The sequence below is a fragment of the Streptomyces sp. A2-16 genome, from assembly GCF_018128905.1.
GTDB lineage: Bacteria > Actinomycetota > Actinomycetes > Streptomycetales > Streptomycetaceae > Streptomyces.
This window is the reverse complement of sequence record NZ_CP063808.1, coordinates 2,792,076-2,813,269: the sequence shown is the minus strand read 5'-3', so window position 1 is coordinate 2,813,269 and position 21,194 is coordinate 2,792,076. Positions and strand designations below refer to the sequence as shown.

General features: G+C 70.7%; 16 protein-coding genes. 6 read left to right on the top strand and 10 right to left on the bottom strand.

Features of this window, described 5'->3' with window-relative positions; genetic code table 11:
- Positions 1 to 18: 18 nt before the first annotated feature.
- Entirely contained in the window at positions 19 to 1,023 is a 1,005-nt protein-coding gene (locus IOD14_RS12680; protein ID WP_123994461.1) for a carboxymuconolactone decarboxylase family protein, read from the top strand.
- A gap of 151 nt (positions 1,024 to 1,174) precedes the next feature.
- Positions 1,175 to 1,840 (top strand): hypothetical protein, encoded by a 666-nt coding sequence (locus tag IOD14_RS12675; RefSeq protein WP_123994462.1) that lies wholly within the window; start codon positions 1,175 to 1,177, stop codon positions 1,838 to 1,840.
- A gap of 34 nt (positions 1,841 to 1,874) precedes the next feature.
- Here the strand turns inward: IOD14_RS12675 and IOD14_RS12670 are convergent, their stop codons facing one another.
- The 9 genes from IOD14_RS12670 to IOD14_RS12630 form a co-directional block, all read right to left on the bottom strand.
- A complete protein-coding gene (locus tag IOD14_RS12670) occupies positions 1,875 to 3,425 on the bottom strand; it encodes an NCS1 family nucleobase:cation symporter-1 (protein WP_212670280.1) in 1,551 nt (516 codons plus the stop codon).
- Between the two features lie 162 nt (positions 3,426 to 3,587).
- A complete protein-coding gene (locus IOD14_RS12665) occupies positions 3,588 to 4,607 on the bottom strand; it encodes a TIGR03842 family LLM class F420-dependent oxidoreductase (RefSeq protein ID WP_123994464.1) in 1,020 nt (339 codons plus the stop codon).
- Positions 4,608 to 4,618: 11 nt separating this feature from the next.
- Positions 4,619 to 6,013 carry a dihydropyrimidinase gene (gene hydA / locus IOD14_RS12660; protein WP_123994465.1) on the bottom strand — a complete coding sequence of 465 codons (1,395 nt, stop codon included), beginning with the start codon at positions 6,011 to 6,013 and terminating at the stop codon, positions 4,619 to 4,621.
- A gap of 31 nt (positions 6,014 to 6,044) precedes the next feature.
- On the bottom strand, positions 6,045 to 6,887 hold the full coding sequence (locus tag IOD14_RS12655; RefSeq protein ID WP_123994466.1) for a nitrilase-related carbon-nitrogen hydrolase: 843 nt from the start codon (positions 6,885 to 6,887) through the stop codon (positions 6,045 to 6,047).
- A gap of 155 nt (positions 6,888 to 7,042) precedes the next feature.
- On the bottom strand, positions 7,043 to 8,599 hold the full coding sequence (locus IOD14_RS12650; protein WP_123994467.1) for a PucR family transcriptional regulator: 1,557 nt from the start codon (positions 8,597 to 8,599) through the stop codon (positions 7,043 to 7,045).
- 23 nt (positions 8,600 to 8,622) lie between these two features.
- Positions 8,623 to 9,912: an aspartate aminotransferase family protein gene (locus IOD14_RS12645; RefSeq protein WP_212670279.1), complete on the bottom strand. Its 1,290-nt coding sequence runs from the start codon at positions 9,910 to 9,912 to the stop codon at positions 8,623 to 8,625.
- Complete coding sequence (locus IOD14_RS12640; protein WP_212670278.1) at positions 9,909 to 10,751, bottom strand: nitrilase-related carbon-nitrogen hydrolase; 843 nt, start codon at positions 10,749 to 10,751, stop codon at positions 9,909 to 9,911. Before IOD14_RS12640 ends, IOD14_RS12645 begins: the two co-directional genes overlap by 4 nt.
- 180 nt (positions 10,752 to 10,931) lie before the next feature.
- Positions 10,932 to 12,830: a hypothetical protein gene (locus tag IOD14_RS12635; protein ID WP_212670277.1), complete on the bottom strand. Its 1,899-nt coding sequence runs from the start codon at positions 12,828 to 12,830 to the stop codon at positions 10,932 to 10,934.
- Between the two features lie 134 nt (positions 12,831 to 12,964).
- A complete protein-coding gene (locus tag IOD14_RS12630; RefSeq protein ID WP_123994471.1) occupies positions 12,965 to 13,216 on the bottom strand; it encodes a helix-turn-helix transcriptional regulator in 252 nt (83 codons plus the stop codon).
- A gap of 32 nt (positions 13,217 to 13,248) precedes the next feature.
- On the opposite strand from IOD14_RS12630, the gene map reads away from it, so the two are divergent.
- Both map and IOD14_RS12620 read left to right on the top strand, forming a co-directional pair.
- Positions 13,249 to 14,034 (top strand): type I methionyl aminopeptidase, encoded by a 786-nt coding sequence (gene map / locus IOD14_RS12625; RefSeq protein WP_212670276.1) that lies wholly within the window; start codon positions 13,249 to 13,251, stop codon positions 14,032 to 14,034.
- Between the two features lie 155 nt (positions 14,035 to 14,189).
- A complete protein-coding gene (locus IOD14_RS12620; protein ID WP_212670275.1) occupies positions 14,190 to 16,751 on the top strand; it encodes an ATP-dependent Clp protease ATP-binding subunit in 2,562 nt (853 codons plus the stop codon).
- A 6-nt stretch (positions 16,752 to 16,757) separates the two neighbouring features.
- On the opposite strand, the gene ggt is transcribed toward IOD14_RS12620, so the two are convergent.
- A complete protein-coding gene (gene ggt / locus IOD14_RS12615; RefSeq protein ID WP_212670274.1) occupies positions 16,758 to 18,554 on the bottom strand; it encodes a gamma-glutamyltransferase in 1,797 nt (598 codons plus the stop codon).
- Between the two features lie 144 nt (positions 18,555 to 18,698).
- Here ggt and IOD14_RS12610 point away from each other — a divergent pair, with 144 nt between their 5' ends.
- A complete protein-coding gene (locus IOD14_RS12610) occupies positions 18,699 to 19,460 on the top strand; it encodes a hypothetical protein (RefSeq protein WP_174269407.1) in 762 nt (253 codons plus the stop codon).
- Between the two features lie 116 nt (positions 19,461 to 19,576).
- Positions 19,577 to 21,142, top strand: a complete 1,566-nt coding sequence (locus IOD14_RS12605; protein ID WP_212670273.1) for a CocE/NonD family hydrolase — start codon at positions 19,577 to 19,579, stop codon at positions 21,140 to 21,142.
- Positions 21,143 to 21,194: the final 52 nt, after the last annotated feature.

Below are 21,194 nucleotides of genomic sequence, written 5' to 3'. Positions count from 1 at the left end.
GGGCGCACGCTGCTGTCCATGTCCACACCCTTCCGCCACACCCGGCCCCTGCCGCCCAAGGCCGCCACCGGCCGTGTCGCCGAGGTCTACGGGCAGTTGTCCCGGGACTTCGGCATCGACGAACCCGTCACCTTCGTGGTCCTCTCCTCCGCACCGGAGCTCCTCGCCCCCGCGTGGGCGCTGATGCGCGAGTCACTGATCGCCGGACCCGGCAGCCGCACCGGCAAGGAGCTGGCGGCGCTCGGGGTCTCGCTGGCCAACCGCTGCCCGTTCTGCGTGGACGCGCACACCATGCTGCTGCACGCCACCGGCGATCACGCCCTCGCCGAACGCGTCGTCCGAGGAGAGCGGCCGGAGAACGAGGAGCACGCGCGCGTACTGGAGTGGGGGCGGCACACGCGTGTGCCGGGCGGCCTCGGGGCCGAGCCGTATCCCTTCCCGCGCGAGCACGCTCCGGGCTACCTCGGCACCGTGTTCGCCTTCCACTTCATCAACCGGATCGTGTCCGCCCTGCTCACCGAGAACCTGCTGCCGGGCAACGCCCAGCGCTTCCGGGCCGTCCGCAGCCTCGCGGGCCGCACGCTCGCCCGGACCGTACGACGGCCCGCCCGGCCCGGGGCGTCCCTCGCGCTGCTCGATCTGCCCGACCCCGGTGAGGCTCCCGGGTGGGCGGACGGCACGCCCGTCGGACTCGCGTACGCGGCGCTGCTCCGGGCGGCCATGGCGGGCGCCGGTCTGCTCGGCGCCGAGGACCAGGACCTCGTGGAGGAGACCCTGCTGGACTGGGACGGGTCGCATCCGCCGCTCGACCTGAGCGGCTTCCCGGACCGGCGGGAGCGTCCCGGTGCGCGTCTGGTGCTGCTGACCGCGCTCGCGCCGTACCGGATCACCGACGAGGACGTGGCGGCCTGGCGGCGCCCCGAGCACTCCGACCGCTGTCTGGTGCAGCTCGTCGCCTACGGGGCGTTCCTGGCCGTGGACCGCGTCGAATCGGCCCTCTACGGCCCCATCACCCGGACATAAACGGACACATGACGCATCGACGGCAGGGCACAGTGACGGCCCGGGTACGGAGCGAGTTCACACTTCCGCCCCACAGGCAGACATGTGAAACTGGCGTTCCGTCCGCAGTGCGGACCCGTCCGCACCGTCCGTCCCCCACGAAAAGTGCGCTGTGCGAACTCTTTCCCTGCCGCTCGCGCTCACCGCGCGCATCTCGCCCGTCGTCGTGCTCGCCGCGGCGGGCTGGGTGCTGACGTCGGGCCCGGCCACGACGCCGGCCGCCAAGAAGGAGTCGGCGCCGCAGTCAGCCGACGAGTCCCCGTCGGGCGCGTCCACGGCGGCCGCCTCCAAGCAGTACGCCGCCGCCCCCGCGCCCTGCGGCAGCATCAGCACGTCGACCATCAAGTCGCTCGTGCCCGGAGCCAAGACGGCCGGCAAGGAGATCCCCTCCACGGACACGTCCCTGCGCCGCACCTGCTCCTGGAACGCGCTCAAGGGGTACGACTACCGCTGGCTCGACGTGTCCTTCGAGATCACCGAGTCCGACGCGGCCGCCGCCAAGTCGTACAAGGAGAACGTCGCCGAGAAGAGCGGCGGCGGCAATGTCCCCGGGGTCGGCGACGCGGGCTACTCGGTGGTGAACCTCACCACCGAGGACAAGCAGCAGACCCGTGAGGGCGTGGTCATGATCCAGGCGTCCAACGCGCTGGTGACCGTGACGTACAACGGCAGCGACTTCGAGTCGAAGAAGGCGCCCAGCACGGACGAGATCAACAAGGGTGCCATCAAGGCCGCCAAGGAGGCCGTGGCGGCGCTGGAGAGCGGCCAGAAGGCCTGAGCCGCACAGGCCCGGGCCCCCTGACCGCTCACCGTCAGGCCGCGATGCCCTCCTGCTGCCTGCCCTTCGGCAGCATCAGCGCCATGTACAGCAGCAGTGACGCGCCGAGGCCCACCGCCCAGCCGTAGTCGGCCAGCGGCTTGAGGAACGGGATCAGACCGTCGGTCGGGAACGGCCCGGTCTTCTTGCCGTCAGCGCCCACGGCCGAGTACGAGCCGCCGACCGCGAGCAGGCCGCCGACCACGAAGGCCGCGATCGCCCGCCAGTTCCAGCCGTTCGCGTACCAGTAGCGCCCGCCGGGCGTGTAGAGGTCCGCGAGGTGCAGAACCGTGCGTCGGACGACCCAGTAGTCGGCGATGAGGATGCCCGCGACCGTGCCGAGCAGACCGCCGACCACACCGAGCCAGGTGAAGATGTAGAACTCCGGCGTGGAGATCAGCTTCCACGGGAAGATCAGGATGCCCACGACACCCGTGATCAGCGCGCCTGTGCGGAAGTTGATGAGCTTCGGGGCGAGGTTCGCCAGGTCGTACGCCGGTGAGACCACGTTCGCCGCGATGTTCACGGAGATCGTGGCGACCAGCACGATGATCAGTGCGAAGAGCAGCCCGAAGGCGTTGTCCGTCTTGGCGGCCAGTGCGACCGGGTCCCAGATGGCCTCGCCGTAGACGACCTCGGAGCCGGAGGTGACCAGCACGGCGAGGACGGCGAACAGCGTCATGGTCGTGGGCAGCCCCAGGGCCTGTCCCCAGGTCTGCGCCTTCTGACTGGCACCGAAGCGGGTGAAGTCCGGAATGTTCAGGGACAGGGTCGCCCAGAAGCCGATCATTCCCATGAGGGACGGGAAGAAGACGGGCCAGAAGTCGGGCCCCCAGCCGAGCTTCGAGGGCTGGTCGAGCAGCGCGCCGAAGCCGTCGGCCTTGACCGCGATCCAGATCAGCAGGACGAGCGCGCCGACGATCACGAAGGGCGCGGCCCAGTTCTCGAAGTGCCGCAGGAAGTCCATGCCGCGGTAGATGATCGCGATCTGCAGCGCCCAGAACAGCAGGAAGCAGAGCCACAGCGGCCAGGGGTTGCCCGCGATCTTGCCCGCGTCCTCCCAGTGACCGCCGGTGAGCTTGGAGCCCAGCGCGAAGATGCCGCTGCCGCCGATCCAGGTCTGGATGCCGAACCAGCCGCAGGCCACGGCCGCCCGGATCAGCGCCGGGATGTTGGCGCCGCGCAGCCCGAAGGAGGCACGGGCGAGCACCGGGAAGGGGATGCCGTACTTGGGTCCGGCGTGCCCGGTGGCCAGCATCGGCAGCAGCACGATGATGTTGGCCAGGGCGATGGTGAACACGGCCTGCTTCCAGTCCATGCCGAGCGCGACCAGGCCGGATGCCAGGGTCCAGCTGGGGATGCAGTGCGCCATGGAGATCCACAGGGCCGCGAAGTTGTACGTCGTCCACTTGCGCTCGGAGACCGGTACGGGACGCAGGTCCTCGTTGGCGAAGGGACTGTCGGCGGGGAATGCCTCGGGGGCGAGCTCGACGCGGCCACCGGTGGACTGCGGTATCGGCGACCCCGTGGGGACTGTTTCGGTCATGGGCAGGCCAATCGATCAGGACGGGACGGGATGGGCCGTGCGGGGGCCTCGGGCGGGACCGGGACGGGCGGGGAGGCCTTTCCCGGTCCCGCCACCCCTCCCCGGGACGGCGGGGAGGGGGGACAAGGAGTGGGGGGTCGGTCGAGCGGTTCCGCCGGGGGGTCAGGAGTTGACGGCGGGGATGACCCGGGAGCCGTAGGCGTCGATGGTGGTCTCCTGGGCGTCGTGCATGTCGTAGACGGCGAACTGGTCGACGCCCAGCTCACGCAGCGCGTTCAGCTTCTCGATGTGCTTCTCCACCGGCCCGATCACACAGAACCGGTCCACGATCTCGTCGGGCACGAAGGCGGTGTCCGGGTTGTCGGCGCGTCCGTGGTGCGAGTAGTCGTACCCCTCACGCGCCTTGATGTAGTCCGTCAGTTCGTCGGGGACGGCGGCGGAGTGCTCGCCGTACTTGGAGACCAGGTCGGCGACGTGGTTGCCGACCATGCCGCCGAACCAGCGGCACTGCTCGCGCGCATGGGCGAGAGCCTCGGGCGAGTCGTCCTCGGTGACGTAGGCGGGGGCGGCCACGCAGATCTTCACGTCCGCCGGATCCCGGCCGGCGGCCACGGCCGCGTCCTTGACGGCCTTCACCATGTACTCGGTCAGATACAGGTCGGCCAGCTGGAGGATGAACCCGTCGGCCTCCTCGCCGGTCATCTTCAGCGCCTTGGGGCCGTACGCCGCCATCCATACGGGGAGTTCGGCGCCCTCCTTGATCCACGGGAACCTGATCACCGTGCCGCCGAGGTCGGCCTCCTGGCCCGAGCCGAGCGCCCTGATGACCTTCATGGCCTCGCTGATGCGGGCGAGCGTGTTGGGGGTGCGGCCGGCGACGCGCATGGCCGAGTCGCCACGGCCGATGCCGCAGACCGTGCGGTTGCCGAACATGTCGTTGAGGGTGGCGAAGGTGGAGGCGGTGACCTCCCAGGTGCGGGTGCCCGGGTTGGTGACCATCGGGCCGACCTTCAACTTCGAGGTGTTGGAAAGGATCTGACTGTAGATCACGAACGGTTCCTGCCACAGCACGGCGGAGTCGAACGTCCACCCGTAGGTGAAGCCGTTGCGTTCGGCCCGCTTCATCAGGCTGATGACCTTCGAGGCGGGCGGATCCGTCTGCAGGACGAGTCCGAAGTCCATGGGCGCCACTCCTAGTTGAGGTACTGACAGGTGGAGCGGGGGGTGTACGTGCCGTGCCCGGCGTGCCCGGTGTACTCCCGCTCGGTGATGACGAGTTCGCCGCGCGAGAGGACCGTCTCGACCCGGCCCGTGAGGCGCTTGCCCTCGTAGGCCGAGTAGTCGACGTTCATGTGGTGGGTCTCGGCGGAGACGATCTGTTCGGCGTGCGGGTCGTAGATGACGACGTCCGCGTCGGCGCCGGGGGCGATGGTGCCCTTCTTCGGGTACATGCCGAACATCCGGGCCGGGGTGGCGCAGGCGATCTCGATCCAGCGGCGGCGGGTGATGTGCCCGTCGACGACGGCCTGGTGGAGCAGGTCCATGCGGTTCTCGACGCCCGGCAGACCGTTGGGGATCTTCGAGAAGTCGCCGCGGCCGAGCTCCTTCTGGCCCACGAAGCAGAAGGGGCAGTGATCGGTCGACACGACTTGGAGATCGTTCGTCCTGAGCCCCTGCCACAGCTTCGCCTGGTGCTCACGGGGCCTCAGGGGCGTGCTGCACACGTACTTCGCGCCCTCGAAGTCCGGCTCCGCGAGGTTGTCCGTCGACAGGAACAGGTACTGCGGGCAGGTCTCGCCGAAGACGTTGAGCCCCTCGTCACGCGCGCGTGCCAGCTCGGCCACTGCCTCCATGGCCGAGACGTGCACGACGTACAGGGGGGCGCCGGCGACCTGCGCGAGCTTGATGGCACGGTGGGTGGCCTCGGCCTCGAGGAGCGCCTTGCGGACCTCCCCGTGATACCTCGGATCCGTCTCGCCGCGTGCCAGTGCCTGCTCCACCAGGACGTCGATCGCGATGCCGTTCTCGGCGTGCATCATGATCAGTCCGCCGTTCTCGGCGGAGCGCTGCATGGCGCGCAGGATCTGGCCGTCGTCGGAGTAGAAGACGCCGGGGTAGGCCATGAACTGCTTGAAGGAGGTCACGCCCTCCGCCACCAGCAGGTCCATCTCCTTGAGCGTCTCCTGGTTCACATCGGAGACGATCATGTGGAAGCCGTAGTCGATGGCGCAGTTGCCCTCGGCCTTGGCGTGCCAGGCGTCCAGGCCCTCGCGCAGGGTGTGGCCGACGCTCTGCACCGCGAAGTCGACGATGGTCGTGGTGCCGCCCCAGGCGGCGGCCCGGGTGCCGGTCTCGAAGGTGTCGGAGGCGAAGGTGCCGCCGAAGGGCAGTTCCATGTGGGTGTGGGCGTCGACGCCACCGGGGATGACGTACTTCCCGGTGGCGTCGATCGTGCGGTCCGCGGTCCAGCTCTGGGTGCCGGGCACGGCGAGGGCGGCGATGCGGCCGTCCTCGATCAGCACGTCGGCGTGGATCTCGTCGGACGCGGTGATGACGAGGCCACCGCGGATGACGGTACGGCTGCTCATGTTCCCTCTCCTGCCGGGGTGGTTGGTGCGGTCAGGGTGCGGTCAGCGGCGGGTAGGCGTCGGGACGGCGGTCGCGGTAGAACTGCCAGCGGTCGCGCACTTCCCGCAGCTTGGCCATGTCCAGGTCGCGGACGACGAGTTCGGTCTCCTTGTCGCTGGCCACCTCGCCCACGAACTGCGCCTCCGGGTCGACGAAGTACGTCGTCCCGTAGAAGTCGTTGTCGCCCAGCTCCTCCACGCCCACGCGGTTGATCGCGCCGACGAAGTACTCGTTGGCGACGGCCGCGGCCGGCTGCTCCAGCTGCCACAGGTACGCGGACAGCCCCCGCGAGGTGGCCGACGGGTTGAAGACGATCTCGGCACCCGCGAGGCCCAACGCCCGCCAGCCCTCCGGGAAGTGGCGGTCGTAGCAGATGTACACACCGATCCTCCCGACCTTGGTGTCGAAGATCGGCCACCCCAGATTGCCGGGGCGGAAGTAGAACTTCTCCCAGAATCCGGGCACTTGGGGGATGTGGTGCTTGCGGTACTTGCCGAGGTACGAGCCGTCCGCGTCGATCACGGCGGCGGTGTTGTAGAGGACGCCGGGTTGCTCCTCCTCGTACATCGGCAGGATCAGGACGATGCCCAACTCCTTCGCCAGCGACTGGAAGCGCTTGACGATGGGGCCGTCCGGGATCTGTTCGGCGTACTCGTAGAACGCCTTGTCCTGGACCTGGCAGAAGTACGGCCCGTAGAACAGCTCCTGGAAGCACAGGACCTGAGCACCCTGCGCGGCCGCGTCCCGGGCCGCCTGCTCGTGTACCTGGATCATCGACTCCTTGTCGCCCGTCCACGCGGTCTGGAAGAGGGCGGCACGAATCACTCTGCTCATCGGGACCTCCGGTCACTCGGTGTGCGAGAAGACTAGGAAGTCCGAAAACGGGCTTTGAGTTGCACGGTGTCACGTCTGCGGGCGCACGGCGTGCCACGGTGTCACCCTCTCGTGAGCCCATGTTTCACCGCCGTTTTCCCAGGTCGTGGCATGTTTCAGCTCTGTTGCGCGTCGTGCGCGAGGAGCGCGATGTGCACCGAGGCCGCCTGCTCGAAGTCGTCGAGGTCGACGCCCAGCCGGCCCTGTATCGCCTCCAGCCGCCGGTACAGCGCGGGGCGGGAGACGTGGTGGAGCTGGGCGGTGCGGGACTTGTTGCGGCCGGTGGCGAGGTACGTCCGCAGGACAGCGAGCAGCCCCTCTCCCGGCCCCGAGTCGCACAGCAGCCCGTCCAGCTCGCGCTCCGCGAAGGACTGCACATGCGGGTCGTCGCGCAGCAGCCGTATCAGGCCGCGCAGATGGACGTCCTTGAGGCGTACGACGGCCGGGAGGTCGAGTACTCCGGAGGCGACGGCGTCGGCGACATGCCGGGCCTCGCGCATACCGGCGGGCACGTCGTCCCAGGCGGTACGGGGATCGGCCGCGGCCACCACCGTCCCCGTCAGCCGGGCCGCGAAGTTGGCCGTGAGCACCGTGGCGTCCTGGTCCCGGGCCAGGCTCAGCAGGACGGCGGTGGCCCCGTCGGCGAGTTCGGCGACGATGCCCGGCAGCCCCAACAGCCTTAGCACCCGGTCGAGTTCGGCGGGATCACCGTCCCGTACGACGAGCGGCACGAAGGTGCGCCGGTTGACGGGCAGTCCGGCCGCCCGCGCCCGGGGCAGCAGCTGCCTCGCCGGTACGACCCCGCTGACCAGGTCGGTCAGCAGGCTCTGCGCGGACTGTTCCTCCCAGGTGTGGGCGGAGGTCCCGCCGAGCATGCGGTGCAGGACGAGGGCCTCGGCGGCGCGGTCGGCGAGGAGGCGGCCGGTGGCGGTGTCGCCGCGGTAGCCGCACAGCATGATCTGGCCCCAGCGCTCGCCGCGCCCGCCCAGTTCGGCGCGGATCCAGCCGTCGCCCTCGCTGCCGCCGGCCTGGCGGGCGATGCGCTCCCAGTCGCGCAGCACGTCGTCGACCGCGGACCGCTCCCCGGCGGTGGCGAGGACCCGGTGGGCGAGGTTGGTGACGACGACGGGGCAGCCGCTGTGGTGGGCGATCTCGTCCAGCAGGTGCTGGAGCGGGGCGCCCGCGGTGATGAGTCCGGTGAGGGCGGTGCGGACGGCCTCGGACATGCTCACGGCGGCGAACTTCCGTCGCACCAGACGGGCCTGGACCTCTTCCGTCAACTCCGCGAAGGGGAAGGGTCGGTGCAGGACGACCATGGGCAGCCCGCAGCGCTCGGCGGCCCGGCGCATCACGTCCGGCGGGGCCGGGAAGGCTCGGCCGAGTCCGAGGACCACGGCCGCGGCCTCCGCGCGGTGCAGGGACTGGATGTACTCGGCCTGCTTGTTCTCGTCACCGGCGAGCAGCACGCCGGTGGTGAGGACCATCTCGCCGCCGCTGAGCATCACACCGACGTCGGCGGCCTCGGCCACGTGCACCCAGCGCACGGCGCGGTCGAGCTGGCCGGCACCGGCCACCACCTCGGGCTCCCCGGCCAGGACCCGTTCGAGCATGAGGACCTGACGGACCGACAGGGTCGGCTCCAGGGACTCCAGGGGCTCCAAGGTGGTGCTCATGACGGTGTTCCCTCGCTGTGGACCTACTGGATGGTGCTCCTCAGAGCGTGTTCGAGGATCGCGGCGCCCTCCTCGGCCTCCGCGACGGTCAGGGACAGGGGCGGGGCGATCCTGAGGGCGCTGGTGTTGTGTCCGCCGCCCTTGCCGAGCAGCAGCCCCTCGGCGCGCGCGGCCTCCAGCACGGCGGACGCGGCCTGTGGGTCGGCCTCGTCGGTGCCGGGCCTGACCAGCTCGACGCCGAGCATCAGACCGCGCCCGCGCACCTCCCGTACACCCGGAACCTGCGCGGCGACCGCCCGCAGCCGCTCGATGAGCAGTCCGCCGACCCGCCGGGCGTTGCCCTGCAGGTCGTGTTCCAGGAGGTACGTCAGGTTGGCGAGGCCGGCGGCCATGGTGATCTGGGTGCCGCCGAAGGTCGAAATGCTGTTGGAGTCCAGGCAGTTCATGATCTCGGCGCGGGCCACGACCCCGCCGATGGACATGCCGTTGCCGATGCCCTTGGCGAAGGTGAGGATGTCCGGCGGGCCCGACTGCCCGTGCGCCTGCCAGCCCCAGAAGTGGTCGCCGGTGCGGCCCCAGCCGGTCTGCACCTCGTCGGCGATCCACAGGATGCCCCGCTCGTTCAGCACCTCGCGGAAGGCGGCGTAGAGGCCGTCGGGCGGGGAGGTGAAGCCGCCTACGCCCTGGATCGGCTCGGCGATCAGGGCGGCGGGCGGGCGGGTGTGGCCGAGCAGGTCCTCGAGGTCGTCGACGCAGGCCGCGATGAAGTCGTCGTCGCCGAGGGAGGCGTACGGGCCGCGGGTGCGCACTCCGCCGTGGACGTACAGCGTCTGCAGCGGGGACAGCGAGGTGGGCGACCAGCCGCGGTTGCCGGTGATGCCGACCGCGCTGAAGGAGCGGCCGTGGTAGCTGTTGCGCATCGCCAGGATCGTGTTGCTGCGGCGGTGGGTCGTGGCGAGCAGCAGGGCGGTGTCGTTGGCCTCGGTGCCGGAGGTGGTGAAGAAGACCCGGGCATCCGGGATGCCGGACAACTGGGCGATGCGCTCGGCGAGTTCGACCATCGGCCGGTTCAGGTACAGGGTCGAGGAGTGGATGATCCGCCCGGCCTGTTCGCTCACCGCCTTGGTGATCTCGGGCAGGGCGTGCGCGGTCATCGTGGTCAGGATGCCGCCGAAGAAGTCGAGGTACTTGTTGCCCTCGGAGTCCCACACGTGCCGGCCCTCGCCGTGCGTGATCTCCAGCGGGTTCTCGTAGTAGAGGGCGAGCCAGTCGGGCAGGACGGCCCGGTGACGTCCCAGCAGGTCCTCGGTCACGGCTGCACCAGCCCTTCGTAGGCGTCGGGGCGGCGGTCGCGGTAGAACGCCCACTGCTGCCGCACTTCTTCGATGAGGTCGAAGTCCAGGTCGCGGACGAGCAGTTCCTCCTCCTTGTCGCTCGCCGTGTCCCCGACGAACTGGCCGCGCGGGTCGACGAAGTACGACGTCCCGTAGAAGTCGTTGTCGCCGTACTCCTCGACACCGACCCGGTTGATCGCGGCGACGAAGTACTCGTTGGCGACGGCGGCCGCGGGCTGCTCCAGGCGCCACAGGTGGGACGACAGGCCCCGGTGCGTGGCGGACGGGTTGTAGACGAGCTGGGCGCCGTTCAGGCCGAGCTGCCGCCAGCCCTCGGGGAAGTGGCGGTCGTAGCAGATGTAGACGCCGACCTTGCCGACGGCGGTGTCGAAGACCGGCCAGCCGAGGTTGCCGGGCTTGAAGTAGTACTTCTCCCAGAAGCCCTTGACCTGCGGGATGTGGTGCTTGCGGTACTTGCCGAGGACGGTGCCGTCGGCGTCGATCACGACCGCGGTGTTGTAGTAGAAGCCGGACTGCTCGACCTCGAACACCGGCACGACGATCACCATGCCGGTCTCGCGGGCGAGTTCCTGCATACGACTCGTGGTGGGGCCGTCGGGCACCGGTTCGGCCCAGCGGTAGTGCTCCGGTTCCTGGACCTGGCAGAAGTAGGGGGCGTTGAACACTTCCTGGAACCCGATGATCTTCGCGCCCTGTCGGGCCGCCTCGCGGGCGTGCTCCTCGTGTTTCGCCACCATGGACTCGGTGTCGCCGGTCCAGGTGGCCTGGACCAGAGCGGCACGTACGACGTTGGCCATGAGCTGCTCCTTCGGCGGGACGTCAGAGCCTCTACGCCCGTAGAAGGGGCCGTAGAGGGACGAACGTAAGCCTCCTGGACAGGCTTGCCAAGACCATCGTCGTTAACCCGCGAAGTCGATCACGTTTCACACTCCAGTGGAGGAGTGACGTGCCCGGTCAGCGGGTTTGCGGCGGACCTGTCAGGCGGAGAATCCGGCGACACGCAGGGCGTGCACCAGGTCCCAGTGACGCTCCTGCGAGACACCCTTCGCGGCTTCCAGGAGCAGGGGGACCAGGGTCCGCGGGCCGGGCTCGGCACTGCGGGCGGCCTCCTCGGGGGTACGGACGCGGACGTAGGCGTCCAGGAGCGCGGTGACCTCACGGCGGCGGCCGTCGGCGACCAGGGCGAGCACGGCCGCGCCGATCTCGCCCGCGGGCCGTGCCACGCCCTGCCTCAGGATCTGCTCCCCGTCCGCACTCCGTCCGGCGGCCACGAGCGCGTCCGCTGCGGCCACCAGCCGATCGGCGGGCAGTGAGGCGGCCTCCCACAGCAGGGTCGCCCAGTCGGCGCCGAGGCCGGCGTGCTGCAGCTCAGCGGCGAGCAGCGGGAAACGGTCGGCGGGCCAGTGGGCGGCCTCGACGAGCAGAGCGTGCGCCTCACCGGTGCGCCCCTCGGAACGCAGCCGCACCAGCGCCGCAACCGTCTCGGCGGTCTCCCGCCGCGCCGTTGCGCCGTCGGCAGCGCTCGGCTCACTCTGCGCCTGCGGGCGCACGTCGTCGGCCGCACCGGCGAAACGCGCTCCACGCGGAGTACGGCCCCGCGCGGCGGGCGCGGCGGGCAGCTCCGGTGCGGGGGCGGTCGGGGGTACGACGACGGGATCGGCCTCCGCCTCCCCCATCCCGGCGAATCGAGCACTGCCACGGCGACGCTTGCGCTGCTTGGACGCGGAGGCCTGCGGCGGCTCGGCGGCGGGGGGTGCGGGTCGGGTGGGGTCGGGCCGTGTGTCGGTGCGCGGGGCCTGACCGGCGGGGTCGGTCGCGGTCGGCGTCTGCTGCGGGCCGTACGCCCGGTCGAACGCGTCGGCCTCGATCGGCCGGTGCGTGCCGTGGGCGGGGCGGACGGTGTCGTCGGGTGCCGTCGGCTGCGTGCCGTGGCCGGAGCGGGCCCCTTCGGCGGGTCCTGGTCCGGCGGCCGCGCCGGGGGCGGGGCGCTGCGACGCGGAACCGCCGCGGGCCGACTCCACGGCCGCCGAGAGGGTGCCGCGCTGCTGGGGCATGTCCGGGAAACCTGTACCGGGGGCGCCGCCGGGACCGGTCCCCGAGCCCTGGCCGTCCCCCGCACGACCGCCGCCACCCTGCCAGACACCTGCGCGAATGCCGCCGGCTCGGCCATCGTCTCCGCGTCCGCCGGATCCGTGGGCGGTCCCGGAGCCGCCCCGGCTCACCTGATCGTCGGACCACGCGTGGTCCCCCGGTCCTCCGTCCCCGTACGTCCCCCGGAACGCCCCTGCGTCCCCGGCTCGGCCCCGGTGGAACATCCCGGTGTTCCCCGCTTGCCCGCCTCGGGTCACGTCGGCCCGGTCGCCCATCGTGCGGCGGTCCAACTCGGCCATCCTGGACTGGAGTTCGGCGCAGCGGCGGACCGCGCGCTCGTGGTCGTCGCGGGCCCAGGCGAGGTCCAGGCGGATGGCGTCGGCCTCCTCCCGGGTGGTGGCGGTGGTGAGCCGGCGGCCCAGTTCGGCCTGCCGTTCCGCGGCATAGCGCTGTTCGCGGAGCATGACGTCGAAGCGATCGCCGAGGGCGTCCCGGCCGCCGGGCCGGGCGTCGTAAGCAGCTTGGGCGGCCGAGTGCAGCGGGCGGCCCCGCTCCGCCTCGCCGTGGGCCACCTCGTGGCCGTACTGCGCGGCCAGGTCCTGCAGGAGCGCCTCGACCACGTCCCAGGGCGGCACTTCGCGACCTTCGAGGCAGGCCTGCATACCGTCCGGGTCGCGCTGCCAGAACACCGCGCACCAGCCGGCGCCCTGATCCAGGCGCGCCAGCAGACCCTCCAGGTAGGCCACGAACTCCCGCATCCGACCCGGGAGTTGATCCACTGCCATCGCTCAACTCCCGTTAGACCGGAGCACTCCGGTCCGTAAGGCAACACCAGCAGTGTTACGAACGGGCTACGGACAGTTTTCAAAGGAGCAGCAGGAGCCTCATGTCCGGGTCCCGGCCGGTGAGCGAACTCCCGTCACACACCCGCCAACTCGCACAGTCCGGCCAGCTCGTCCATGGACAGCCCGAGCGCCCGGGCGAGCGCGGCCACCGTGAAGAACGCCGGGGTCGGAGCCCGCCCGGTCTCGATCTTCCGGAGGGTCTCCGCGGAGATCCCGGCGGTCGCCGCGACCTCCGTCATGCTGCGGCCGCCGCGGGCCTCGCGCAGCAGCCGGCCGAGCCGCTCGCCGCGTTCGCGTTCTTCGGGAGTGAGAGGGGTGCGCACCATGACCCCATTCTAATACCGGTATAGTAATTGGCATGGTGGAGCTGAAGACGGACACATCGATCGATGCCATGTACGAGGCGGGACAGGTGGTCGGGCGCGCCCTGACCGCCGTACAGAAGGCCGCTGACGTGGGCGTTTCCCTGCTGGAGCTGGACGAGGTGGCGCGGGAGGTGCTGCGGGAGGCGGGGGCGTCCTCACCCTTCCTCGGGTATCGCCCCACCTTCGCCACCACTCCCTTCCCCGCCGTCGTCTGCGCCTCCGTGAACGACGCGATCGTGCACGGCATCCCGACCGGCTACCGGCTGCGCGACGGGGACCTCGTCTCGATCGACTGCGGCGCCCAACTCGACGGCTGGGCGGGCGACTCGGCGATCAGCTTCACGGTGGGCGAGCCGCGCCCCGGGGACACACGGCTGATCGAGACCGCGGAGCGGGCGCTGGCGGCCGGGATCGCGGCCGCGGTCGTGGGCAACCGCATCGGGGACATCGCGCACGCGATCGGCACGGTGTGCCGGGCCGGCGGCTACGGAATCATGGACGACTTCGGCGGACACGGCATCGGCCGCCGTATGCACGAGGACCCGCCGGTGCCGAACGAAGGGCGCCCGGGGCGGGGGTTGGCCCTGCGGCACGGCATGGTGCTCGCGCTCGAGCCGATGCTCATCGCCGGCGGCACCGACGAGTACCACGCGGCGCCGGACGGCTGGACGCTGAGGACGAACGACGGTTCGCGGGCGGCGCACGTGGAGCACACGGTGGCGATCACTGACGCCGGACCCCGCGTCCTGACCGCGCGCCGAGCGAGTGTGCGTTCCTGATCATCGCGCGCTCGGGGAGCCTCGGGGAGCGCTGAAAGTGCCCCGCTCCCCCATCCGTGCGAAGGTGTAACCGGCTGGCACCCGGGTTACCCGACCCCGGCACGTCGATCAGCGAGGTTGTCCCCGACCGCGCGGGGATGCCGGATGGGAACGCCATGACCAGCGGTTTCAGCGGACAGGAAGGCTATGACGCCTTCGGAGAGTTCCTCGCCCGTTTCTTCGGCGGACCGCGCACCGGTCCCCGGCAGATCAACATCGGCCAGTTGTTGAGCCGGCCGGCCCGGGAGCTGGTGCGGGGCGCCGCGCAGTACGCCGCCGAGCACGGCAGCCGGGATCTGGACACCCAGCATCTGCTGCGGGCCGCCCTCGCGGCCGAGCCGACCCGGACGCTGCTGAGCCGGGCGGGCGCCGATCCCGACTCGCTCGCCTCGGAGATCGACGAACGCTCCGGCCCCGTCCAGCACCAGCCGGAGGAGGCCCCGCCACCCACCTCGCTGTCCCTCACCCCGGCCGCCAAGCGCGCCCTGCTGGACGCCCACGAGCTGGCCCGGGCCCGGGGCGCCGGTTACATCGGCCCGGAGCACGTGCTCAGCGCCCTGGCCGCCAACCCCGACTCGGCGGCCGGGCACATCCTCAACTCGACCCGGTTCTCCCCCGCCGGACTGCCTCCCGAGGCGGCCCCGGACACCGGGGAACCCCGCGGCGAGGCACCCCGGGGCACGGGCACGCCCACTCTCGACAAGTACGGCCGCGATCTCACCGACCTGGCCCGCCAGGGCCGTATCGACCCTGTGATCGGCCGGGACGAGGAGATCGAGCAGACCATCGAGGTGCTGTCCCGGCGCGGCAAGAACAACCCGGTGCTCATCGGTGACGCGGGCGTCGGCAAGACCGCCGTCGTGGAGGGGCTGGCCCAGCGGATCGTCGACGGGGACGTGCCGGATGTGCTGATCGGACGCCGGCTCTTCGCGCTCGACCTGACCGGGGTGGTCGCCGGCACCCGCTACCGGGGCGACTTCGAGGAGCGCCTGACGACCATCGTGGGCGAGATCCGCGACAACTCCGACCGGCTGATCGTCTTCATCGACGAGCTGCACACGGTCGTCGGCGCGGGCGGGGGCGGCGAGGGCGGCTCGATGGACGCAGGCAACATCCTCAAGCCCGCCCTGGCCCGCGGCGAACTGCACATCGTGGGCGCGACCACGCTGGGGGAGTTCCGCCGGATCGAGAAGGACGCGGCCCTGGCCCGCCGCTTCCAGCCGATCCTGGTCCCGGAGCCCACCGTGGCCGACGCGATCGAGATCCTGCGCGGGCTGCGCGACCGCTACGAGGCCCACCACCAGGTCCGCTACACCGACGAGGCGCTGGTGGCCGCCGTGGAGCTGTCCGACCGCTATCTCTCCGACCGCCGTCTGCCGGACAAGGCGATCGATCTCATCGACCAGGCAGGAGCGCGGGTACGACTGCGCGCCCGCACGAAGGGCACGGACGTACGGGCCCTGGAGCGCGAGGTCGAGCAGCTGACCCACGACAAGGACCAGGCGGTGGCCGACGAACAGTACGAGAAGGCCACCCAACTGCGGGACCGCATCGCCGAGTTGAAGCAGCGGATGGGCGAGGCGTCAGGGGGCGACGAGGCCGACGAGGGCCAGCACCTGGAGGTCACCGCGGAGGCCGTCGCCGAAGTGCTCTCCCGCCTCACCGGCATCCCGGTCAGCAGTCTCACCGAGGAGGAGAAGGACCGGCTGCTCGGCCTGGAGAACCACCTGCACGAGCGCGTGGTCGGCCAGGACGAGGCCGTACGGGTCGTCTCGGACGCCGTGCTGCGCTCCCGTGCGGGCCTCGCCAGCCCGAACCGCCCGATCGGCAGCTTCCTCTTCCTCGGCCCGACCGGAGTCGGCAAGACCGAACTGGCCCGCGCCCTCGCCGAGTCCCTGTTCGGCAGCGAGGACCGCATGGTCCGCCTGGACATGAGCGAGTACCAGGAGCGCCACACGGTCAGCCGCCTGGTCGGCGCCCCGCCCGGATACGTGGGCCACGAGGAGGCGGGCCAGCTGACCGAGGTGGTGCGCAGGCACCCGTACTCGCTGCTCCTGCTCGACGAGGTGGAGAAGGCGCACCCGGACGTCTTCAACATCCTCCTGCAGGTCCTCGACGACGGACGGCTCACCGACTCCCAGGGCCGCACGGTCGACTTCACCAACACGGTGATCGTGATGACGAGCAACCTCGGCTCGGATGCGATCACCCGGCGGGGCGCGGGCATCGGTTTCGGTCCCGGCGGCGCCGACGCGGACGAGGAGGCCCGACGGGAACGGATTCTGCGTCCCCTGCGCGAGCACTTCCGCCCGGAGTTCCTGAACCGCATCGACGAGGTGGTCGTCTTCCGTCAGCTCACGGGAGAGCAACTGCGCGAGATCACCAAGCTGTTGCTGGAGAGCACCCGCCGCCTGCTCCGGGCCCAGGGCATCACCGTCACCTTCACGGACAGCGCGGTGGACTGGCTGGCGGAGCGCGGCTACCAGCCGGAGTACGGCGCCCGCCCCCTGCGCCGCACGATCCAGCGGGAGGTGGACAACGAGCTGTCCCGCCTCCTGCTGGACGGCACGGTCGCAGAGGGCGACACGGTGACGGTGGACGTGGCGGCAGGCAGCCTGACGTTCACACGGACTCCTCAGGGGGGCGGGGAACCGCAGGACCAGCCCCCGCCCGGCTGAGGACGACTACGGCGCGGGGTGCACCACTTGCGCGGACCCCCCGCCCCGCCGCACGGTCTCGGCCGCCGCCAGCCACTTGCCACCCGGCAACCGCTGCACTCCGGTGGCCGCCCCGATCTCCGGATTCACCTTGAACGAGTGCCCGATCGCCTCCAGCTGCGACCGCACCCCACTGCTGTACAGCCCCGGCTCCAGCTCGGTCTGCGCGGCGTTGCGCTGACTCGCCCGGGGCGCGGCGATCGCGTCCACCAGCGGCAGTCCGCGGTCCACGAACTCGGTCAGCACCTGCAGGACGGTGGTGATGATGGTCGCCCCGCCGGGTGAACCCAGCGCCACCACAGGCTTGTTGTGCCCGTCGAGCACGATCGTCGGGGAGATGGAGGACCGCGGCCGCTTGCCGGGTCCCGGCAGGTTCGGGTCGTGGACGGCCGGGTTCGCCGGAGCGAAGGAGAAGTCGGTCAGCTCGTTGTTGAGGATGAACCCACGCCCGGGAACGGTGATCCCGCTGCCGCCGGTCTGCTCGATGGTCAGCGTGTAGGCGACGACGTTCCCCCATTTGTCGGCCACCGTCAGATGCGTGGTGTTCTCGCCCTCGTACGTCGTCGGGGCCGCCGTGCCCCGGTCCGAGCATGCCGCGGGATGCCGCGGGTCCCCCGGCGCCAGCGGGCTCGCGAGGACCGCGTCGTCCTTGATCAGGCAGGCGCGCGAGTCGGCGAACCGCTGTGACAGCAGCCCCTTCGTGGGTACGTCCTCGAAGGCCGGGTCGCCGACCCAGCGCCCCCGGTCCGCGAACGCGATCCGGCTGGCCTCGATGTAGTGGTGCAGGTACTGGACCTCACTGGCCTTCGAAAGGTCGGTGTTCTCAAGGATGTTGAGGGCCTCACCGACCGTCGTCCCGCCGGAGGAGGAGGGCGCGATCGAGTAGACGCCGAGCCCGCGGTAGGAGGTCTTGGTCGGCTTCTGGAGCTCGGCCCGGTAGGCCGCAAGGTCCTTCTCGGACAGCTGCCCCGGCCGCGCGTTCCATCCCGACCCCGGGTCCACGGGCGGGTGGTTCACGGTGTCGACGATCTCGTCGCCGAGGCGGCCGCGGTAGATCGCGCCGACGCCCTTGCGGCCCAACTCCGCATACGTGCGGGCGAGGTCGGGGTTCTTGAAGGTGGAGCCGACGACCGGCAGCTGACCGCCGGGCAGGAACAGCTTCGCCGTGTCCGGGAAGTACCGGAAGCGTGTCTCGTTGGACGCGGTCTGCGAGCGGAAGGTGTCGTCGACCGTGAACCCGTCCCGGGCGATCCGCTCGGCGGGCTTGAGGACGGTGCCGAGCGATCTGCTGCCCCACTCGTCGAGTGCGGTGGCCCAGGTGGCCGGTGTGCCCGGGGTGCCGACGCTCAGTCCGCTGCTGACGGCGTCGGCGAAGGCGAGCGGCTTGCCGTTCTCCAGGAACAGGTCGGAGCCGGCGGTCAGGGGTGCCGTCTCGCGGCCGTCGATCGTGTGGACCGTACGGGACTTGGCGTCGTAGTAGACGAAGTAGCCGCCTCCGCCGATGCCGGAGGAGTACGGCTCGGTGACGCCGAGCGCGGCGGCGGTGGCGACGGCCGCGTCGACCGCGTTGCCGCCCTTGCGCAGGACCTCGATGCCGGCGGCGGAGGCGTCCGCGTCGACGCTGGAGACGGCGCCGCCGTAGCCGACGGCGACGGGTACTTTCTCGGGTGTCGAGGTGGCGTGCGGCGGTGCTGCCGCCCCCACCGACACCACGGCGGCCGAAACCGCCAGGACCGACAGTTTCCGTGCGACAGGGCGACGCATCCGTACCTCCAGTCCAGGACCGTCCGCGCAGCGTAACCACATCCCCGTGGCCCCGACAGCCCTCTTCGGGTCAGGTGTCATGCGAATGCCACACTTCGAACACCGGTACGTAGGAGTCGTGTCGGCCCGCTAGCATGCGCGCACATGACAGACGACGTGCGCAACATCGTCCTGGGTGTGGTGGCGGCGGGCATCAGCGCGACGCTCGGCTGGCTCGCCCGGACGTACCTGTGGAGGCGCAAGCTCCGCCGCAAGCAGGCCTTCTTCGGGCTGCCGGACAACTCCGAGTCCCTGCTGGTCGTGAACCGGGACGCGGGCAGCACCGAACTATCGGTGCACCGGTACGACGTGTTCGCGCTGCTCGAACTCTCCGCCCTCATCAAGGACTGCGGCGCGCACGCCGAGGTCATCACCCAGGACGCGGCCCGTCAGGGCTTCGGGGAGCGCACGGAGTTCTGCGTAGGCGGCCCCACGTCGAACCGGCGCATGATGGCGCACATCGCCGCCATGCTCCCCGGGGTGCTGGTGAAGGTCGACCCGTCGGAACCGGGCCCGGTCCGGATGACGTACCAGATCGGCAGCGAGCGCTACCTCCTGGAGAAGGGGGTCGCCGAGTACGTCCTGCTCGCCCGCCTCACCGCCGGGCAGCCCGATCAGAGCCGGCCCGTCTTCCTGTTCTGCGGCCAGACGGCCATCACCAACCAGGCCGCGACCCGCTATCTGGCACGCAACCACGAGCGGCTGGCGCGCAAGTACGGCGACAACTCCTTCGTCCTCCTGCTGAAGGTGGTCAACTCGCACGCGTACGGGCCGGATGTCGCCGAACTGGTCGCGGACGTGACCCGCGCGGCCCAGACGCCGTTGCCGACGGTCGCGGCTCCACGCAACTCGCACCGCGCCTCCTGACTTGATTCACACCACAACAATCGTTACTCCCACGTAACTTACCGACGGGTTACCTCCGGTAAAGCGTCGAGGTTACCGTCTGGTCACTTTGCATTGACACGAGTAGGGAGTGACCCGTGGGACACCCTCGCAAGGCCCTGCGTACGACCACCGTGGGCGCCGTCTCCGCGACTCTGATCGCCGGTAGCGCCCTCGGACTCGCCCCCACCGCCCAGGCGGCCGACGCCGTCCGCTTCGTCGACATCGCCGGTGACGGCGGAACCGTCCTCAAGGCGAACGTCGTCACGCCCGCCGGTTCCGACGGCACCCGGCGCTACCCGCTGCTCGTCCTGCCCACCAGCTGGGGCCTGCCCCAGGTCGAGTACCTCGCCCAGGCCCAGAAGCTCGCGAACTCCGGCTACATCGTGGTCAGTTACAACGTGCGCGGCTTCTGGCAGTCGGGCGGGGAGATAGACGTCGCGGGCCCTGCCGACACCGCCGACGCCTCCAAGGTCATCGACTGGACCCTCGCCAACACCCCCGCGGACGCACAGCACATCGGCATGGCGGGGGTCTCGTACGGCGCCGGCATCAGCCTGCTCGCCGCCGCAAAGGACAAGCGCGTCAAGGCGGTTGCGGCCCTCAGCGGCTGGGCCGACCTGATCGACTCGATCTACTCCGGCCGCACCCAGCACGTCCAGGCCGGGGCCGTGCTGGACGGCGCCAGCCTGGTCACCGGCCGCCAGAGCGCCGAAGTCCGGCAGATCTTCGACAACTTCTACGCGTCGAACCTGTCGAAGGAGCAGGAGATGATCGACTGGGGGAAGAAACGTTCTGCCGCCACATACGTGGACCAACTCAACCAGAACGGCACGGCGGTCATGATGGCCAACGCGTGGGGCGACACGGTGTTCGCACCCAACCAGTACGCGGACTTCTACGAGAAGCTGACCGGCCCCAAGAGACTGGAACTGCGCCCCGGCGACCACGCCACGGCCGAACTCACCGGCCTGTTCGGCCTGCCCAACGACGTCTGGACCGACACCGGGCGCTGGTTCGACCACTACCTCAAAGGCGTGGACAACGGGATCGACCGCGAGGAGCCTGTCCGGCTCAAGCCCCGTTCCACGGGCGGCTACGAGGACTACCCGGACTGGAAGTCGGTGAGCGCCGACCGCAAGAAGATCGCCCTCTCGGGCACGACCACGATCCACACCAACGTCGACTCGGGCGCGGACGGCGGCATCGTCTTCCTGTCGAGCATCCTCGACCAGATCGCCCAGGCTCCCCCGGTCGCCTCGATCCCCCTGCTGCCGCGCCGCTGGGCCGCCGTATGGCAGTCGGAGAAGTACCCGACCGCGCAACGGGTGCGCGGCACCGCGAAGTTGCACACCACCGTCACCCCCACCAAGGAGAGCGGCACCCTCGTCGCCTACCTCTACGACGTGGGGCCGCTCGGCCTCGGCAAGCTGGTCTCCAACGCGCCGTACACCTTCCACGGGCAGACGCCCGGCAAGCCGTTCGGCGTCGACCTGGACCTGTTCTCCACGGCCTACGACGTCCCGGCAGGGCATCGGCTGGCCCTGGTGGTCGACACGGTCGACCCGCTCTACATCGAGCACAACCCGTCCGGCGCTCAGCTGACCTTCTCCTCGCCGTCGAACGACCCGTCGTACGTGTCGATTCCGCTGCGCGAGCAGTGATCTCCGGCCGGCGCCGGGCGGGTATGGCTCTGTGACCGCTGCCCCCTACGGT

Excerpts from the sequence above, each read along its gene's own strand:
- IOD14_RS12680 (WP_123994461.1), top strand. The coding sequence starts at position 19 with ATGTCCACACCCTTCCGCCACACCCGGCCCCTGCCGCCCAAGGCCGCC.
- IOD14_RS12670 (WP_212670280.1), bottom strand. The coding sequence starts at position 3,425 with ATGACCGAAACAGTCCCCACGGGGTCGCCGATACCGCAGTCCACCGGT.
- IOD14_RS12665 (WP_123994464.1), bottom strand. The coding sequence starts at position 4,607 with ATGGACTTCGGACTCGTCCTGCAGACGGATCCGCCCGCCTCGAAGGTC.
- hydA (WP_123994465.1), bottom strand. The coding sequence starts at position 6,013 with ATGAGCAGCCGTACCGTCATCCGCGGTGGCCTCGTCATCACCGCGTCC.
- IOD14_RS12655 (WP_123994466.1), bottom strand. The coding sequence starts at position 6,887 with ATGAGCAGAGTGATTCGTGCCGCCCTCTTCCAGACCGCGTGGACGGGC.
- IOD14_RS12650 (WP_123994467.1), bottom strand. The coding sequence starts at position 8,599 with ATGAGCACCACCTTGGAGCCCCTGGAGTCCCTGGAGCCGACCCTGTCG.
- IOD14_RS12640 (WP_212670278.1), bottom strand. The coding sequence starts at position 10,751 with ATGGCCAACGTCGTACGTGCCGCTCTGGTCCAGGCCACCTGGACCGGC.
- IOD14_RS12635 (WP_212670277.1), bottom strand. The coding sequence starts at position 12,830 with ATGGCAGTGGATCAACTCCCGGGTCGGATGCGGGAGTTCGTGGCCTAC.
- IOD14_RS12630 (WP_123994471.1), bottom strand. The coding sequence starts at position 13,216 with ATGGTGCGCACCCCTCTCACTCCCGAAGAACGCGAACGCGGCGAGCGG.
- map (WP_212670276.1), top strand. The coding sequence starts at position 13,249 with ATGGTGGAGCTGAAGACGGACACATCGATCGATGCCATGTACGAGGCG.
- IOD14_RS12620 (WP_212670275.1), top strand. The coding sequence starts at position 14,190 with ATGACCAGCGGTTTCAGCGGACAGGAAGGCTATGACGCCTTCGGAGAG.
- ggt (WP_212670274.1), bottom strand. The coding sequence starts at position 18,554 with ATGCGTCGCCCTGTCGCACGGAAACTGTCGGTCCTGGCGGTTTCGGCC.
- IOD14_RS12610 (WP_174269407.1), top strand. The coding sequence starts at position 18,699 with ATGACAGACGACGTGCGCAACATCGTCCTGGGTGTGGTGGCGGCGGGC.